We start from the raw sequence: 16,179 nt of genomic DNA, 5'->3' as shown, positions 1-16,179 counted from the left end.
ACCAGATAGTGGCCAGGCTCGTCCCGCGCATCACCGCCCAGGCCCCGCAGCGCTCCGCCGCCGAGCACGAGCGGGTGGCCCGCTGGGTCCTGGAGCGAATACTCGCTGCGCTCGTTTCGCGCGTCCCCGCGCGAAAAGCATTCCGCCTCCGGCGGCAGGTTTATGAATTCACCCTCCGGGCGAATTCATAAACCTGCGTGCCTCCGGCACGAATTGACGGCAGATCAGGAATTCTCCGAATTCCCTGGGTGAGAAACAGGGTTGGGATGGGTTCCGTGGAAGAAGAGAAGTCCACGGAACCCGAGAAGGGTTGGCCCCTCCGGGTCCAACCCGACCAGACCAGTGAGGGAGTGAGTGGCTGTCAGAAGCTGTGTGAGGAGCTGTGGGCACCCTCCGGAACCCTCACAGGCCTGCGAGCGCTGGGCCGGCCGTAACGCACCAACTCCGGTCCTGGTGCATCCCCTGACATCGTGCAGGCGACCCCAGAGGACCTCACAGGAGGGAACAAGTGAGGAGAGCAGAAGAACCGACATCTACGGGCCGGGAGCGGCAAACGACATGGGAGAGGTACCTGTGGTGGTGTTGCTGGGTCCTGAGCGACTACCTCAGATAGGGGAGAAGTCGCGTTTTCGCAGGTCAAGAGCTTTGGGGGAGACAGATGTGTACCGTCACAGGCGACAGACCGGTCACCATGAGTCGTTCGTGGCGAGACGCAAACGATTGAAATGTCAGCTCAGCTGACACGACGATTCCCCAAAATGTCAGCTCAGCTGACATTTTGGGGTGCTGGTGACGCCGTGGGCCGACGCCGACGTTCCGCGACGGAGCTGTGTCACCCCTGGGGCGACACACGACGCGCCGAATGTCAGGCGTGCCGACATGCAAGTCAGCAGGGCTGACATACTGCGGCTGTCGAACACCGAACGGGGAGAGCAGCTACGTGTCATCCGCTCAGCCGAGGCGCCGCCCAGTCGCTCCGCGACGGAAGCCGGCGGAGCTTGACCCTTCCGATCCGCTGGCTGCCTTCGATGCCACGCTGGCTCCGGTACGCAGCCTCGATGATCTGGCACAGCAGTTCCCGGACCGGGACCTGTCGCTCAGTCGTCGGCGGGCGCCGCTGGAGATGTACAGCAGCGAGGAGAACCCCAATGCGTTTGCGCTGGACAGCCTGGAGTTCTTCCTCGTCATCAGCCAGTACTTCCGTGAGGCGCTGCCTCTGCGGCTGATCTTTCTGCTGATCGCCTGCCAACGGGCGGGCGGACGTATCGAGCTGACGCAGGAGGAGATGGCCAGCGTCCTCGATGTCAGCCGCCAGGCGGTGAACGAGGCCCTGCAGGAGATCATGACTCACGGGATCGTGTACAAACGCTCCCGAGGCGTCTACCAGTTCAACCCGCCATACTCGTACCGGATCGGCGAGCTCGTCCGCACCATGGACGGTGGCAAGAAGTACGTGCGGGTAGAACAGGACGAGGTCCTCAACGAAGTCCGCAAGGACACCTCACTGCCCGATCTGGTGAGGTTTCCGTCGCTGGACCACCTGCGGCGAGCAGTCGAGGAGATGCGCGCCGAGCGGGCAGAACGACGGACCGAGCGGAAGAGGGCACGGCGGGCTGCTGAACAGCCTGCCGACAGCCTGTGGGAGCTGCCTGGCGCAGCAGAGGAGGGGATGGCGCAGTGACTGTCAGTTCCAAGCGCTTCGCTTTGGTCAACGCTGACGGAGTCGTCGCGGACCTGGACCTGCCGACGACTGCCACCAGGGCGCTCCTGAAACTGCGAGCGCTCAGTGAGGCCGGCGGCCGCATCGAGATCGACCAGGCAGACCTCGCCCGAAAGCTCGACATCAGCCGCCCCGCCGTCACCGCGGCCCTCCGCCACCTGGACCTGGCGCAGCTGGTGAAGAAGCAGCGCAACGGCGTCTACCAACTCAACGCCATGCTGGCCGGTTACCTCACTCCTGCCGACTGCGCTGCGGCCATCGCCGACATGGCTCCCTCCGAGCGGCTCAACGCCCCGGACTTCGTCGAGCGGTACCACGAGGCCGTGCAGATGTACCAGGACCAGCTCGCCGAAAAGCGCCAAGCACGCGAGCAGCAGAAGAAAGCCGTCGCTGCGCGCCGAGGGGCACTTCACGCTGTCGGATAGAAGCCCAGGACCCAGCTCTTGAATCCTCCCTCGCCCGGCACGCTCCCTACGATCCCGCCACTCTGTGGGCGGGGAGTCAGCGATTGCATTGGCACTCGAATACCTGGAACAGATGGATGCTTGGCACACCTGGACACGGCTGAGCGCGCCGACTACTTTGCTACGCTCACGCCCGGCGCCGCACTCAGTCACAGGGGTACAACATTCGACGGAGGCTTGCTCGCCGACCTCCTCGACGCGGTGCGTGATCCCGCTACGGGCAGGCCTCAACTCGGTGCTGCCGATTTCAAGCACGCTGAATTCACTGACCGAGCTCAGTTTTCAAACGTCACCTTCACCAAGGGCGCCCAGTTCACGCAGGCAGTCTTCAATAAGGGTGCAAACTTCAATGGCGTCGAGTTCGATGAAGAGTGCGTGTTCATTTCGGTGACAATCTTTGGCGCCATGGCATTTGCCGGATCCCGGTTCGGAGGCGGGACCAGTTTCGCTGGTGCGCAAGTAAAAGGCACCGCTAGCTTCATAGATGCGACGTTTGCCCGTTTGGTGTCATTCGATAGGACCCGCTTCTTCAAGAGCGCACGGTTCGGTGGTGCGCGATTCGCTAGCGACGCCGTGTTCGAAAACGCCGTTTTTGACAGCAATGCCGTTTTCGATAGCATCCGGTTCGGCCCGCACGGCGACGCAGTGTTCGATGCAGCGCAGTTCGGGGGACGAGCCAGCTTCGACTGGGCGCAGTTCGGTGCCAGTGCCTCGTTCGACCAGGCGCAGTTCAGCAGTGAAGCACGCTTCACCGGAGCTCAGTTCGCGGGTGGAGCTTCGTTTATCCGGGCTCAGTTCCCTAGCATCTCCGACTTCGGGCCCGTCGTCTGCGCCGGACGGCTCGATCTGTCCGGCGCCGCCTTCACCCTGCCGATGACGATCGAAGTGGCAGCACGCGAGGTGGCGTGTGTCAGAACGCGGTGGGAGGCCACAGCACTCCTGCGCGTACGGTACGCGAAGGTGGACCTCACAGATGCGGTGCTGGCCGGTCCTCTCGCGGTAAACAGCCATCCGACCGGCTTCCAGTTGGCTGGGTCGTTGATGGATGAGTCGCTGCTCTCAAGCCAGCCGGAAGAGAAAGCCAGCGTGACCTCGGTTAGCGGGGCCGACGCGGCTCACCTGGTGTTGACTGACACCGATCTCAGCGAGTGCCGATTCATCGGCGCCTTTCACCTCGACCAGATCCGTCTGGAGGGCACTACGACGTTCGCCCCTGTTCCCAAGGGCCTCCGTCGTCGACAACACCTCTGGCCAGATCGCTGGTCACAGCGTGACACCCTGGCCGAAGAACACCACTGGAGGGCACAGAACGCCTCCCAGCCTGGCCCCGGCCAGCCGCCCGATGCCTCCCTGTGGCGGCCAGGACCCCACCACGGTGATCAAGCCCGCACCCCGGACCCGGATGACGTTGCCGCGGCCTACCGACAGCTGCGCAAGGCATTCGAGGACGGCAAGAACGAGCCGGGCGCCGCAGACTTCTACTACGGCGAGATGGAGATGCGCCGACACGACCAGCGGCCCACGCGCCGTGCCGAGCACAGACTGCTCTACGGCTACTGGCTGCTGTCCGGCTACGGGCTGCGTGCCTCCCGCGCCCTCGCATGGCTCGCCCTCGCCATGCTCACCACCATCCTGCTCCTCATGGCCTTCGGCCTCCCACAGGACTCCCCTAAACAGGAAGCCACTGGCACCGTCCCCGCTGGCGGCGGCCAGGTCACCTTCACCATCGACAAGGACGACCCCAAAAACCCGACAGGGGACCGGTTCACGGGCAAGCGCTTCGAGAGTGCCCTGAACGTCACCTTCAACTCCGTCGTCTTCCGCTCCAGCGGCCAGGACCTCACCACCGCTGGCACCTACATTGAAATGGTCTCCCGCCTCTTCGAACCCGCCCTCCTCGCCCTAGCCGTACTCGCCATTCGCGGCCGCATCAAACGCTGACTGCACACGGTTGGCGCAGCCCCACGGCAGGCGCAACCGCTCATCCCGTCGCCGTGGACCTCCAAGCAGCGGTGACGCATCCTTCCTCCCAGTGCCACCAGCCCTCCGCTGTACCGTGTTCCAAGAGCTTGCGGATGCGCGGCAGGTCCGCCTCCGGCGGGACATCCAGCGCCACCATCCGGTACCGCTCGATGCCCTCGCCCGTCGTGCCGAGCTTGTGGAAGATCTCCAGAACGCTCTGCCGGGCAGCAGCCGAGCCGCCGTCCTTCAACACGATCAGCCGGATCGTGCAGTTCTCCGAGGATCGGACCGTCTCTCCAGCCCAGCGGACGCCCTCATCGTCGATCTCCACCCGGACGATGTCGTCGCTGGCGACGCCACGGACGAACCACGGGGTGTTGTCCAGCCGCACGGTTCCGTCGCCGAGGTCCACGGCCCACAGGCTCTCGACGCTCGTCGGCGGCCAGCCGTCTTCGTCCACATCCATCCGGAAGTGGACCTTCACATGGTCGCCGCTGATGCTCGTCACAACACCATCATCCAAAGGGGATGAGCACCGTTCAGATGAGGCCCATGAAGTCGAGGAGGAACCACTTCTCGTACTCATACCGCTCGCGAAGTGCGAATGTCCCGTCTGCCACGAGATCCGTGCCGTCCCACCACCATCGTGGCTTCGCATCGAGAGCCTCTGGATAGTTGAAGAGCTCGTGAGGAAGGGGTTGCTCATCGAAGTTGCTCGGAGGCATCCAACCCTGTTCGCCGACGATGACGCCCGCGACGGCATCGGCCGTGAGTACGAAGTTGGGAGTTTCGTCATCGTTGAACGTAAGTCGCCACTCGCGCTCGTGCAGCCAGTCCGCGGAGCCGGGTTCGTAGCGCACTCGCCGGCCGCGGAATCGGGCTGGCATTCCATCAGTCGCGAGCAACTCCTCGTCCGAGAGGTAGAGCACTGGCCGGGCCCCAGCGGCTATGAGGGCCTCGCGGTCGAGTAGAAGCGCCCACGGTTCGTACGGCCCGCGCGGGCCAATGCCGTCGCGAAGCAGAACCCGACGAGCGGCATCGGAAGGCTCGCCCAGGCAGACCACAGCCTGGCTCTGGCGGTACGGCACACTCCCGCGAATCTTCCCTTCACGGAGGATGCCCACCAATCGATCCTCGGCAGTCCCAATCGCATGAGCCGGGGGACGGTCGTCGATGCTTCGAGGGCGTCCCGTGAAGTGAACGAGAGTGCCGGGAAGGTCCGGGTGAATGCCTACGCCAGGTGAGGGCCTCATACGTCTCCTTCGCGGTTCGACAGCAGCAGAGTATGGCCAGGGGCTCGTCGAGGTGAGGTGTGAGGAAGGAAGGAGGCTGTGAGCTGTCAGTCAGCAGCAGACAGATGGTGCCACCAGTGACCACAGCCGCCAGAGCAGAAGCGCTCGCGGCGCCGCGCGTCCGCGACCGCGAGCACTGCGATCAGCAGCTTGAAAGCCTTGCGGCGTTCGTCGAGAGGCGCAAGACCAGCGATCTTTCCCAGTTGCTCGTCGATCCGGCCCCGTGAGATCAGCACCGCGGGCGTATGTGTCGGGCGCAGCCCAGCACGGCGAATGCTCTCCGGTGCATCCTCGGTCACAGCGCGCGCCTGGACACAGTGATGGCGTAGGAACAGCAGCATCTCGGACTGTTCTTCCGGGCCGAGATCGTCGAACCACTCGATGCCCTCGGACATGGGGCGCAGACCCTGAGCGAGTTCATTGAGCAGGACGTCCCGTTCGTTCACCACTGCCCCCACGAGATCAGGCGGCACTCGGCCGCGGTGCCGGCGCGGACCCATATCCGCCCCAGCCAGGGCGCTTGCCCACAGCTCACTGACCACGCCACTGTGCCGTGCGCAGCCGTTCGAACACCAACTCATTACGAGCGGCATCGGTGCAGCGCTGGGGAACGATCTCCAGTCAGATGGGAAGTGATCTTCGGCAACCTCAGGAGTACCTGGTCAGGCACACTCGTGAACACCCCGGCACGTCCTGCAACTGGTTGCGCTCCCACGCGGGCAAGGGCTGGCTGTCGAGAATGGCCTGGCCCACCGCGTCCAGGCCGGCGTCAGGGCAGGCACGCAGGCTGGCCGTCAGACGCTGGTGCTTCGTGTGCTCTTCCTGCGAAGGCGGCGGAGGGAGGCGCAGACTCTCACACAATGCAGGTAGGTCCTCGTGACGATTCCGCTGGTAGAGGTCGGCCAGGACACCCTCGATCAGGCTCCGCAACCGCGCGACATCCATCTGGACCGTCACTACATGATGATGAACCAGACCGGGATCTCGTATGCAGGCAACGGGAGACGGGAGGTGTCCTCCTGTCCACCGCCGCCTCATCCTGCGCAAACGAGGCTGAACATCATGTCGGGAACGCCGTCGGACCTCGCTCCGCAGCAGGGCAATGCTGGGGAAGACGATGGTCACCCTGGCGCCGTGGCGGTCGCAGTTGCTGGCGCACCAGGAAACGGTGACCCTCGTCAGCAGGAACTGCATCCCTCTCCGCCCCGACCAAGTGCTTCAGCGGGGATCTTTGTGGCAGGCCTGCTGCTGACAGCGTTTCCGCGATCACCCACTGCACCGAACGAGACCCGGACGCAACGGCATCTGACGGAGGACATCAACGCCACCCTGCACCGACGCCCGGCTGTCCCCTGGGGTGCCGACTATCAGCGCCGTCCTATCGGCGGTCCAGCTGTGTGCCAGGACTCCGGCCGGCTCTGGAGCGCCTGGCACAACCAGCCTCCGCGTGCCCCGCTACGCCCCTGGCACGGGCCGTTGACCGCGACATGGGAGCACGGCGACCGCGTCCCGCGCTGGTACGTGTGGTGGCGGCTGTTCGGCGAGCAGGACGGGCACTGTGCCACCTGCCCCGGGCCGGCAGAGGTCGTCGACCACTGCCACCACTCGGGGCTCGTTCGCGGCCTGCTCTGCTACGACTGCAATCACGTCGAGGCCCTGCACGCCCGCGATACCGCGCTCGGAATCCACCGCGGCCAACGCTGCTGGTTCCAGTCCTACTGGGACCACCCGCCCGGCGCCGCCTTCGCCTGGTACTGGCCGCATGAGAACCGCTCCACAACCCTGCATTTCCTCACCTCCCCACCTTCATGGGCGCCGAAGGAGAAGACCGCGCCGCCCTGCAAGACAGGCTGCTCGATGCTGACCCGTGAACTCTTGAGCAGCGGAGTACTCCTGACCAATCGGCGCCCGTGACGTCTGGAAGCCTTCTTCAAACGGACCTTGCCGAGCCCAGGGCTGATCACCTCCGGATAGCGCGGGCGACGACGCCGGCGATGGCGGCGAGCGCACTCATGACGCCAGCTCCTACCCCCAGAGGCTGCGCGAGACCCGGGTGTACGCGGGCCACATAGACAGCCGCCGCAGTGATGAGCAGTCCCACCAGCAACGTGAGAAGGAGGAGCACCAGGCGCAGTTCCCGGAGGCTGCGGTCCTGAGGGCGGGATCCGTCCGTGTCCGTGGTCATCAGCGATCAGTCCTTTGCGAATCGGGCATGCCGCGGTAGCGCCCATAGGTGGGCGCGCTGTGCGGGCAGCGGGTGGGATGGCTTCAACCGTGGCGTGTCCGAAACGGCGTCGCGACGCCGTTTGGTTGCCGTTCGATCGCCATTGCACAGGACTGCTAGCAGAGCGACCGGACGAAGGTGGGGGGTCTCTAAAATCGGCCTGTAGCCGATGCGGGCACCGCTACTGAGGTTGAACTGGTGATGTCGGATCCTGGTTGATCACGTCGGTGTGCTGGCCAGCCCGCGCGGGTCGCACCAGTCCTCGTAGTCGAAGGATTCGGGGGTACGAACCAGGGCTTGGGTGCGTGCCCCCCAAGTGCTGACCCAAGCTTCTCCGATCGACATTGCCTCGTCGGTCAGCGCGCTCAGGTCTGCTTCGGGCATCGTCTGGAAGCGCGTGCGCACGGCGTCGCCGGCCAGGAGGTACAGGCAGCCGAGGAAGAAGCGGCGGTGAGGGCACTGCCTGTCGGCGGCGAGGGTCAGGAACAGAAAGCCGAAGTCGGGGCGTGTTGCGATGATGTCCCAGTCCTGAGAGAACGGGGGTTGCGCTTCGGGTGCGTAGGCCCAGGCGGTCATCTCCTCAGGCGTTGGATTGTCTACATCTTCGAAGGTGGGTTCTGGGCTCACAGCGCCTATACAAGCGCAGCAAACTGATCGCTACCAGTGGCGCGCTGATCCAGCGGATGGCGGGGTGGCCGCTGACCATCGTTCTCCGGGTCGTCCATTCCGAAGGCCAAGCCTGTGCCGGCAAGGCAGCCGTCGACCACGTGCGGCCGGTACTGGATCTTCTTGAGCCGGCGCTTGACCGCTCGGGTGATCTGACTGAGGTCGGCTGCGGCGAGGTTGCCGATGTCGCGCTTGACCAGAGACCAGACGCCCTCGACCGGGTTGAGGTCCGGGGCATAGGTGGGAAGCTGGAACACGGTGAGCCACTCGGCGTTCGCGTCGATGAATTCACCTATGCCGGCCGTCAGGTGGAGGCGGACGTTGTCCCAGACGAGCACGATCGGGCCGCCGAGTTGGACGCGGGCGCGCACGATGAGGTCGCGGAAGTCGCGCCAGCCGAAGCCCTTCGGCTCGTCCTTGCGGCCCCGGTACTCCCGGATCGCATAGATCAGCCGGGACCGCTTACCCGGCTTGTAGCAGGCCATGCCCGCCATCGACACCCGCCCAGAACCGCGGCCCCTCACCCTCACGACCGGGGTCTGGCCGATCCGGCCCCAGGTCCTGGCGCGCGGCGGAGTCATCGACTGCCCGGCCTCGTCCTCGAAAACGATCCAGGCCCCGTGCTCCGCCGCGGTGCTCTTACCCGCGGCCAGGTCTCCTTCTTCCATACCTCGACCGCCTCGTCATCGCGCTCGATCGCTCGCCGAGTGGGCTGCTGCCAGCTCCAGCCGTGCCGTTTCAGCAGCCGCCAGGTGCCCTCGACCGTGTAGGAGACGTGGAAGAACCGGCCGATCAATGTCTTGATCCGTGCCAGCGTCCACCGCTGGTCCGCCCAGCCGTGGGGTAGTGGACCACGCTCCAACTCCCGCTCCAGCCTGGCGATCTGGGCTTCACTGAGCCGAGGTCTCCCCGGCGAGCCCTTTGACAGGACTCCTGCCTCTCCGCCCTCGCGCCAGGCCCGGCGCCACCGCTCGACCGACCGCACGCTGATCCGCAGGGCGGTGGCAACCTCCGCGTTCCTCTGCCCGCTCTCGAAACGCTCCACGGCCTGGAGTCGTAACCGCTCCCGCGTGGATCTCTCGGCGTCGGTCAGCCCGCCGCCCTGCGCGTACCTCACACCCCAGGGCTACCGGCACCGACATCCAACTGTCAGGCGAACGGCACCGACATCACTCAATCAAGTTCAGTAGCTTCGCGTCATGCCTTCCAACGACGGTCCCAGCGCGGCCGACGAGCAGCTCATTGACCACGCGGCGCGTCACGGCCTCACCATCACGGCGAAGCAGCTCGGAGTCTGGCGGCGTGCCGGACTTCTCCCAGGCAACATTTCCGGCGGAGGCCTCGGCCGCGGCAGGGGCAGCACATCCACCCCCCGGCCCGAGAGCTTCGACCTGGTCCTCGCCCTCGCCCATCGCGCCGGCCGGGGCAAACGCCCCAATGGCCTGGCGCTGCTGCTTTTCGCCGACGGGCTCCCGGTACCGGAGACGACGGTTCGGGCCGCTTTCCGTGCCGCAGTGGATGCCGTTGCCCTACCCGGCGAGGACGACAGCCTGGGCGACGATCTGGAGCTGGAAGAACACGTGGACCATGTCCTGGACCGCTTTGCCCAAACCGGACAGACCTTCGTCCTCGTCCCCGCCCGGGCCAGGCATATTGACGAGCGCATCGCCCGCATCCTGGGCGAACTCCCCGAAGAGCTGGCCGAGCTGGACAGGAACACCGAGCCCAGGCCGATGACTCCGCAAGACGCATCGCTGGCCGCCGTGACCGCCACCCTCGGCGGCACCATGTCCCTGCAGGAGATCGGGAACCTGCTGCGCGGGATGAACCCGGGCACAGCCGCTCATCCGTTCGCCTCGTTCGTCGAAACCACCCAGCAGGACGCCCCGGAAGCTGCAGACCTGGTGATGGCCGATGACGGTTCACTCACCTTCCTCCCCCAAGGCGACGCCCGCGACCAACTGCGCGGCCTGGCTGACACGGCATCGCTGGACGACCTCCGCCTCGGCTGGCGTACGGCCCAGCAAGTGCGTGAGTGGGCTCTGGACCTGTGTGAGCGGGTCGAAGCCGAACTGGATGCCGGACTGCCCGGGGAAGCCGTCACAGAGTGGCTGAAGGGGAGGACTCTGCCGTCCGGAGTGTCTGTCCTGGAGACTCTGCGCGAGCGCCGCTGGTCGCCTACCAGCAGCGCCCTCTCGACCCTGTTGTTGCTGTTCCAGCGTCAGATGTACGCAGTGCTCGATGAGCTGGTGCCCGGCTGTCAGTGGCCGGTGCTTGAGATGCCGGGGGTGCTGGCACCACCTGTCCGCGACCTGATCCTGACAGCTGTCCGGCTGGAGTCGACTCCAGCTCAAGAGGCTGCCGGGTGATGCACTGGGCTGGTGGCGGCAGGCGCGCCAAACCCGGGCTCCGCTTTGGCTCTACCTTCGCTGGCCACAGCTCACCCCGGCATGTGCTGAGTCGGTCATGACGGCTGCCGACGAGCGCGGCCAGACGATCTAGCTCGTCTAGGCCGCCGTGCAGCACCGCCCGCACGCGAGGCGGAGCTTGTTCGGCTCGGGCAACGGGATGTTGTACGGCAGCAGCTCTTGGCCGTCGCGCTGGCCCCGGTCGGAGGTTGAGACTGGTGGGCTCGCATGTGCTGCTGGGTCGCGGCATGCGAAGTGCGCCCGGAAGCCCGGTCAGTCCGGTTCGTACGCCCGCCTTATTCGACCGGTTGCACGATCTCATTCCCGAGCACTGTGCGAGACCCGGGTGCACGCGGGCCACGTATACGGCCGTCGCAGGGATGAACTGGCTTGCTTGGCCGTCCAGGATGGTCAGCCCGCTTACCCGGTGGTCACTTGCGCGAGTAGGCGGAGGGTGTCTCCCGGTTGCCAGCGACGATGCCGACGACCACTGCGCGATCTGTATTCGATCCGCTGGGCCGGTGGTTCGTGGTCCACGCGACTTCGTCGACGCGCATATTGCCCTGCGTCTTGTCTTTAGGCGTGAGATCGAGCACGAGGAGCTGTCCGAAGGGAGCGTTGGTGTTGCTGTACTCGGCGGCCTGGGCGAGGTAGCGGCCTTCGAGGTATGTGCGGTCGTTGTCGGAGGCGTCCTGTTTGATCTCCGTCAGGTAGCGCAGGGCGCCGAAGTGAGCCATGACGTCCGCACGCCCCATACCGACGTCGACCGGCTCGACGAGGACGACGTTGTGGAGAGGGCCAGCCTGGAGCCACTGATGGAAGTCGCGTTGCAGGTCTGCCTCGACCGGTTTGCGATCTTCCTTCTTTTCGGGCTTGCGCCGGTAGTCGAAGGCAGGCGGTTCATCCCTTTTTGTCGTGCCGAAGAGGTTGCTGCGTGTGAGGTCAGAGCGGCTCTTGAGGAAGAGGAGCGTCTGCTCGACCAATGCCGAGAACGTCCTGCGCACCTCCCCTGCGAATGCGGGGTGCGCGGACAGGGCCGTCATGAGCGCGTCCAGTTTGGGGACGATGAGCGGGTCAGTGGCCTTGAGCCGGGCGACGTCGCTGTCGTAGGCGAGGCCTTCGAGGAGCAGCAACTGCTCGTCGTTCAGTGCGATGCCGATGCTGACAGCTCGGTCCCCCAGGAGGAGCAAGAGCGTGGGTGCCAGCCGTTGCAGACGTGACATCGCTGGCCCGGCACCGACAGGGTCGTCGTCATCGCTCCCTGGGCCGTTCGGCGAAGGAGAAGCGGCTTCAGGTTCGCGCTGGACGGCGGCTTCGACGGCATGAAGCAGGGTGGTGGCGGTGGCATGGTCGAAGCCACGGGCGGCATGTTGGTCGGTCTCTTGGGCTGCGCGGCGCAGTTGTGCCAGGAAAGCCTGCTGGCGCAGGAAGCGGTCTTGGATGGCCGGCTGGACCAGATGGGCCAGGCCGTGGCTGGTGTCGCCGGCCACGGGGCATACGGTGCGGGCGGCACTGTAGGCGCTGAGGACGGTATCCAGGGCTTGCCAGGCATCCATCCAGGCATCTTCCTGAAGGGCCGTGGCGGCGGCGCGCAGTTGCAGGATGAGGCGTTGCCAGGCGATCTCTGCTGAGCGGCGCGGTTGGAGCCAGGAGGACTGGTGGGTTCGGTGAAGCCAGGCCTCGCGCTGGTCCAGGGCGGCAGCGATTTCGTCTGCTGCTGTGGTGATGGTCGCCGCATCGTGCCGGCTGAAGGCGAGGATGGCGTCGCAGACCGCGGCGTAGATGCGGGCGTCTTCGCGGGCTTCTTCTGCCTGCGCGGCCGTCTCGAACTGTTTGCGGGCCAGGACGAGGTGGCTGGTGATGGCGCCGAGATCCTGGGAGGACAGAGCGCGGCGCAGCAGGTCGCAGCCGAGTTCGAACATGGCGTCCACGTCGGCGGCTTCCTCGTGGGTCAGTTGCTGCAGCAGGGCGCGCACGGTGTCGGCGATCGTGTCCTCGTCCGCCCAGCGGTCGAGGGTGAGGCCGAGTAGCCGTGGCAGGCGCTCAAGGAAGTCTTCGGGGCCGTCGCTGGGCACGTCTTCGAGGGCCTGCCACAGCTTGAAGGGGGTGACGGCATCGGCGACGGCCAAGCGCAGCGCGCTTTCGAGGCGCGCTGCGGCCAGGAGCGGGGCGTGTTCGATCTGGTTGTGCAGGTCGTTCAGCAGGACAGCTGTGAGGGGCTTGCCCAGGGCCTTGGCTGCCGTTGGGCTGTGCAGCAGAGCGTCCATGGATGCGGCGAGGTGCAGGACGCTGGGCTGCGCGGCCAGTCCTTGGGGGAACGCGGTGGCAGCGGGCTGCCATTGCGTGTCGCTGCGGTTGTAGGCATCGGCGACGGCTTCGGCGAGGTAGGGGGCGAACGGGCCGGCAGCAACGTCGCCGGCCTCACTGGCCACTGCGTCGGGAGTGAGGCCTATGGCAGGGAAAGTAATCGCCTGGCCGTCTGCGGCCAGTGCGGTCAGCCGGTCGGCGAGTTGCGGCACGACAGCCGTCCCTTCCTGCCTGATGGAGGTGTGATCACCATAGTGAGGCGCCGGGTTCCGCCTGCCGGATGGTGTCATCGGGCAGCGCGGCGCGGGCCAGGTCGAAGTCGGCGGTGGTGATGACCACCTGCAGGTCGCTTTCGGCCGCCACGGTGGCGAGTTCCGCGAAGAGTTTATGGGCGTCGGCGGACTGCATTTCCTCGGACTTGGGGCTGTCGATCAGCAGCAGTCCGGGGTGCGTGGACACTCCGTAGCGGCGTCCCACCCTCAGCAGTGCGATGACCACCGCGATACGCAGCCGCAGGCGGGCGCCTGCGGTCTGGTCCTTGAACCATTCCTGCTTGCTGCCCAGGGGGTAGATCTTCAAGCGGGCGCCACGGTCGATCTCTACCGACTTCAGCGAGGGAACACCGAACAGGGTCGCGAGTTCGGCGATCTCCTTGTTGACTTCCTTGAACAGCGCCTCGGCGGTGTTCTTGCTGTCCTTGTCCAGCAGATCGGCGGCAGCTGCAAGAATCTTGATGGTCTTCGCTTCTGCGTCGCCGGTGACAGGCCCTTCGGGCTCGCGGAACACGCTGAGTGCGCCTTCGAGCCGCAGCACGTCTTCCTGGGCGGCGAGACGTGCCGGGAGGTCGGCTGCCGACTGGGCTCGACGCAGCTGCTCCTGGGCGGTCTCAAGCTGGCGGGTCAGGCTGTCGACGGTGGTCTCGGCTTGTTCGAGCTCCTCTTTGGCCGTGGCCTCGATGTCTGCGCTCGACTTCAGCCGCTCCTGCGCTTCGGCGGTGACTTCCTGCGGATCGTCGTCGTCTCCGGTCACCTCCCGTGCGCAGACCGCGCACGTACGGGCGTGCCGTTCTTGTTGACGGCGAGCATCGTCGATGTCCTGATCGCAGCGAGGGCAACTGGACGGGTTGAGGCCGTGGAAGAGCAGGCGCGCGGTGGCGCTCTCGGTGACGTCGTTGACGAGTTTGGCGGCGTGCTGGCGTTCCGTGCGCGCCCGGCGGAAGACGCGGGACGCCTCGTCCCACCGGTCTTGTGCGTCGGCGAGCGTACGGGCGAGGCGGACCGCTTCGTTGGCCAGGTCAACGAGCGACCCGTCGCCCCCGTCACTGGGCAGCAGGCTGGACAGGCGCTGGCGGGCCGCGGCGAGGTCGGCTTCGAGGCGTTCGCGCTCGGACGCCCGTTCGGCGGCCTCGGCCTCGGCCGCGGTCCGGCGTGCCTTGTCCTCGGCCAGGCGCACGCTGTGGACCGTCTTGACACGGGTCAGAGCGGCTGCGGCAGGCAGATCGAGAAACACCTGCAGCAGACGGCCCGGGAGCCCGTTTGAGGTGACCTCGCCCAACAGGGCCTTGTCGCCACCGGCCGGAAGGTAGACGGCGCCGAAATAGGCGGGCCATCCGTGGGTCTGGGTGCTGGTCTCCTTGAAGCTGTTGACCAGTGGCTGCAGATCCATGCGCCGCAGCATCAGTGAGGCCATCTGTTCCGCGTAGCTGTCGGTGCTGGACGCGCGGAGCAGCGCCGTGATCCCCCGGTCCGCAGCCGGTGCGCGCACGTCAGCCAGTGAAGAGAGGTCGGTGCCGGTCAGTACAACAGCTGAGGTGATCTCTCCGTCGGTGAGGTCGAGGCGGAAGCCCATGGGCTCGCCCGCGACAGTCGCGTCCAGGTCGACCTGGTGCAGCCAGCCGCGGACACGCTTTTGCATCTCGTCACGCGGAGTGCCGCGAAGACACCAGGTCAGCAGCTCCAGCACGGATGTCTTGCCCCGGAAGTTGGAGGCGACCATCGCCGTCAGACCTGTGGAGAAGGACAGCGGGGTGTCGAACGGGCCCGGCTGGACATCCCCGGTGCGCTCCCCGGCCACACGCAGCCGGTGCACGTGAAGCGACCGGGGCCGCGCCGGGGAGATGACCAGAGGCAACCCGTACTCGGCGAACACATTGCGGACGTCCTCAACATCCACACCCGCCCCCTCCGCGATGCGCGTCTCCAGCAGCGCCTCAGTCTGTAGCGTGCTCATGCTGCCCCCGATGCCTGTACCTGCAGCTCCTGGCGGAAGACTGCCAAGCGCGCGCGTGCTTGTTCGCTGATCGACCCGATCCGGCTCCCCCGCGGCGTCTCGGCGTATTCGGTCGTCAGGTACTGCTGCCGCTTGAGTTCACTGCCGCTCTTCTCCCCGGCGAGCCGCATCACCAGTTCCACCCGCTGCACGTAGTAGTCGAACGCCGGCGCCTCACGGACAATCTCCCGTACCACATGGCGGCCGTGCTCCAGCAGGAAGTAGTCGTGCTGGCGCACCCGGTCGACCGTCCCCCGCCGCCTGCGGACCAGCAGTCCGGCACTGCGCAGCACCGCCAGAGCGTCATCGAGCCACTCATAAGCGCCGAAGTGGTGGCGCAGCATCGGATAGCGCCGCACCTCTGGCTCCTCGGAGTCCAAGATGCCGCTGGCGATGTCCAGCAGCGCCGCTTCGCGATCAGCCTCGTACTCGGTCAGCAGCTCGTTCGCCAGATAGTCCGGATTCCGCAGCCAGAAGTCCAGCTTCTGCAACTTGACCTGCGTCCGCATGACCCCGACCGCATGCTCCAGAGCGGGCAGAGCCCTCTCCGCATCGGTCAACGGCTCGCACGCCCCGTCGATCAGCAGAAGCAGACGCACCGCGTCCTGCTCCCGGCTAGTCACCGGATCCTCCGGCCCCGGGGCCGCCCCCTCATGATCCATCGCGACAGAGTAACCATCCGCACACGAACCTGACCATGGGGTGACAAGCCGAAATCATGTACGCGCAGCGCAGGACTAACAAGAGTCCCGTCCCACCCCTGAAAAGACCCCCACGACACAGACAAAAGTCCCCATCGAGGCTACGGCCAGCGGCGATTGCGCCGCGGCGTCCGTGGTCAGGGGGCACGCTGTCACCAGCCGCTGCC

The 16,179-nt window shown here is 66.1% G+C and carries 15 protein-coding genes; 6 read left to right on the top strand and 9 right to left on the bottom strand.

Annotated features, from left to right (window positions below):
* From ACWC24_RS39960 to ACWC24_RS39945, 4 genes are all read left to right on the top strand, one after another.
* On the top strand, positions 1 to 191 hold a 191-nt coding region (locus ACWC24_RS39960; RefSeq protein WP_450667830.1), incomplete at its 5' end, for a hypothetical protein.
* Positions 192 to 940: 749 nt separating this feature from the next.
* On the top strand, positions 941 to 1,681 hold the full coding sequence (locus ACWC24_RS39955) for a helix-turn-helix domain-containing protein (RefSeq protein ID WP_450667828.1): 741 nt from the start codon (positions 941 to 943) through the stop codon (positions 1,679 to 1,681).
* Positions 1,678 to 2,145 (top strand): MarR family transcriptional regulator, encoded by a 468-nt coding sequence (locus ACWC24_RS39950; protein WP_450667827.1) that lies wholly within the window; start codon positions 1,678 to 1,680, stop codon positions 2,143 to 2,145. The genes ACWC24_RS39955 and ACWC24_RS39950 overlap by 4 nt, the downstream gene beginning before the upstream one ends.
* Positions 2,146 to 2,361: 216 nt before the next feature.
* Positions 2,362 to 4,125, top strand: a complete 1,764-nt coding sequence (locus ACWC24_RS39945) for a pentapeptide repeat-containing protein (protein ID WP_450667826.1) — start codon at positions 2,362 to 2,364, stop codon at positions 4,123 to 4,125.
* A 40-nt stretch (positions 4,126 to 4,165) separates the two neighbouring features.
* Here ACWC24_RS39945 and ACWC24_RS39940 read toward each other — a convergent pair whose 3' ends face one another.
* The 4 genes from ACWC24_RS39940 to ACWC24_RS39925 all read right to left on the bottom strand — a co-directional run bounded on the left by ACWC24_RS39940 (position 4,166) and on the right by ACWC24_RS39925 (position 6,395).
* Positions 4,166 to 4,654 carry a DUF4265 domain-containing protein gene (locus ACWC24_RS39940; protein ID WP_450667825.1) on the bottom strand — a complete coding sequence of 163 codons (489 nt, stop codon included), beginning with the start codon at positions 4,652 to 4,654 and terminating at the stop codon, positions 4,166 to 4,168.
* A gap of 31 nt (positions 4,655 to 4,685) precedes the next feature.
* A complete protein-coding gene (locus ACWC24_RS39935; RefSeq protein ID WP_450667824.1) occupies positions 4,686 to 5,270 on the bottom strand; it encodes a hypothetical protein in 585 nt (194 codons plus the stop codon).
* 215 nt (positions 5,271 to 5,485) lie between these two features.
* Positions 5,486 to 5,884 (bottom strand): DUF5958 family protein, encoded by a 399-nt coding sequence (locus tag ACWC24_RS39930; RefSeq protein ID WP_450667823.1) that lies wholly within the window; start codon positions 5,882 to 5,884, stop codon positions 5,486 to 5,488.
* A 202-nt stretch (positions 5,885 to 6,086) separates the two neighbouring features.
* A complete protein-coding gene (locus tag ACWC24_RS39925; RefSeq protein ID WP_450667822.1) occupies positions 6,087 to 6,395 on the bottom strand; it encodes a hypothetical protein in 309 nt (102 codons plus the stop codon).
* A gap of 519 nt (positions 6,396 to 6,914) precedes the next feature.
* Between ACWC24_RS39925 and ACWC24_RS39920 the strand changes: the two genes are divergently transcribed.
* The gene (locus ACWC24_RS39920) at positions 6,915 to 7,352 is read left to right on the top strand and encodes an endonuclease domain-containing protein (RefSeq protein WP_450667821.1); all 438 of its coding nucleotides are present in this window, start codon (positions 6,915 to 6,917) and stop codon (positions 7,350 to 7,352) included.
* A 529-nt stretch (positions 7,353 to 7,881) separates the two neighbouring features.
* On the opposite strand, the gene ACWC24_RS39915 is transcribed toward ACWC24_RS39920, so the two are convergent.
* Positions 7,882 to 8,289, bottom strand: a complete 408-nt coding sequence (locus ACWC24_RS39915; protein ID WP_450667820.1) for a hypothetical protein — start codon at positions 8,287 to 8,289, stop codon at positions 7,882 to 7,884.
* A 5-nt stretch (positions 8,290 to 8,294) separates the two neighbouring features.
* Positions 8,295 to 9,445 (bottom strand): IS630 family transposase gene (locus ACWC24_RS39910; RefSeq protein ID WP_450667819.1). Its coding sequence is split into 2 segments (ribosomal slippage): positions 8,295 to 8,950 and positions 8,950 to 9,445, totalling 1,152 coding nucleotides; the frame shifts between segments, so codons are not numbered across the junction.
* Positions 9,446 to 9,527: 82 nt separating this feature from the next.
* On the opposite strand from ACWC24_RS39910, the gene ACWC24_RS39905 reads away from it, so the two are divergent.
* Positions 9,528 to 10,697, top strand: a complete 1,170-nt coding sequence (locus ACWC24_RS39905) for a hypothetical protein (RefSeq protein ID WP_450667818.1) — start codon at positions 9,528 to 9,530, stop codon at positions 10,695 to 10,697.
* A gap of 470 nt (positions 10,698 to 11,167) precedes the next feature.
* Here the strand turns inward: ACWC24_RS39905 and ACWC24_RS39900 are convergent, their stop codons facing one another.
* The 3 genes from ACWC24_RS39900 to ACWC24_RS39890 are packed head-to-tail and all read right to left on the bottom strand — an operon-like array spanning position 11,168 to position 15,973.
* The gene (locus ACWC24_RS39900) at positions 11,168 to 13,255 is read right to left on the bottom strand and encodes a hypothetical protein (RefSeq protein WP_450667817.1); all 2,088 of its coding nucleotides are present in this window, start codon (positions 13,253 to 13,255) and stop codon (positions 11,168 to 11,170) included.
* 34 nt (positions 13,256 to 13,289) lie between these two features.
* Complete coding sequence (locus ACWC24_RS39895) at positions 13,290 to 15,272, bottom strand: hypothetical protein (protein ID WP_450667816.1); 1,983 nt, start codon at positions 15,270 to 15,272, stop codon at positions 13,290 to 13,292.
* Positions 15,269 to 15,973 (bottom strand): hypothetical protein, encoded by a 705-nt coding sequence (locus ACWC24_RS39890; RefSeq protein ID WP_450667815.1) that lies wholly within the window; start codon positions 15,971 to 15,973, stop codon positions 15,269 to 15,271. Before ACWC24_RS39890 ends, ACWC24_RS39895 begins: the two co-directional genes overlap by 4 nt.
* Positions 15,974 to 16,179: the final 206 nt, after the last annotated feature.

It is taken from the genome of Streptomyces sp. NPDC001443 (assembly GCF_053597355.1).
The sequence above is the reverse complement of the archived record's forward strand: the minus strand, read 5'-3'. Positions and strand labels throughout refer to the sequence as shown.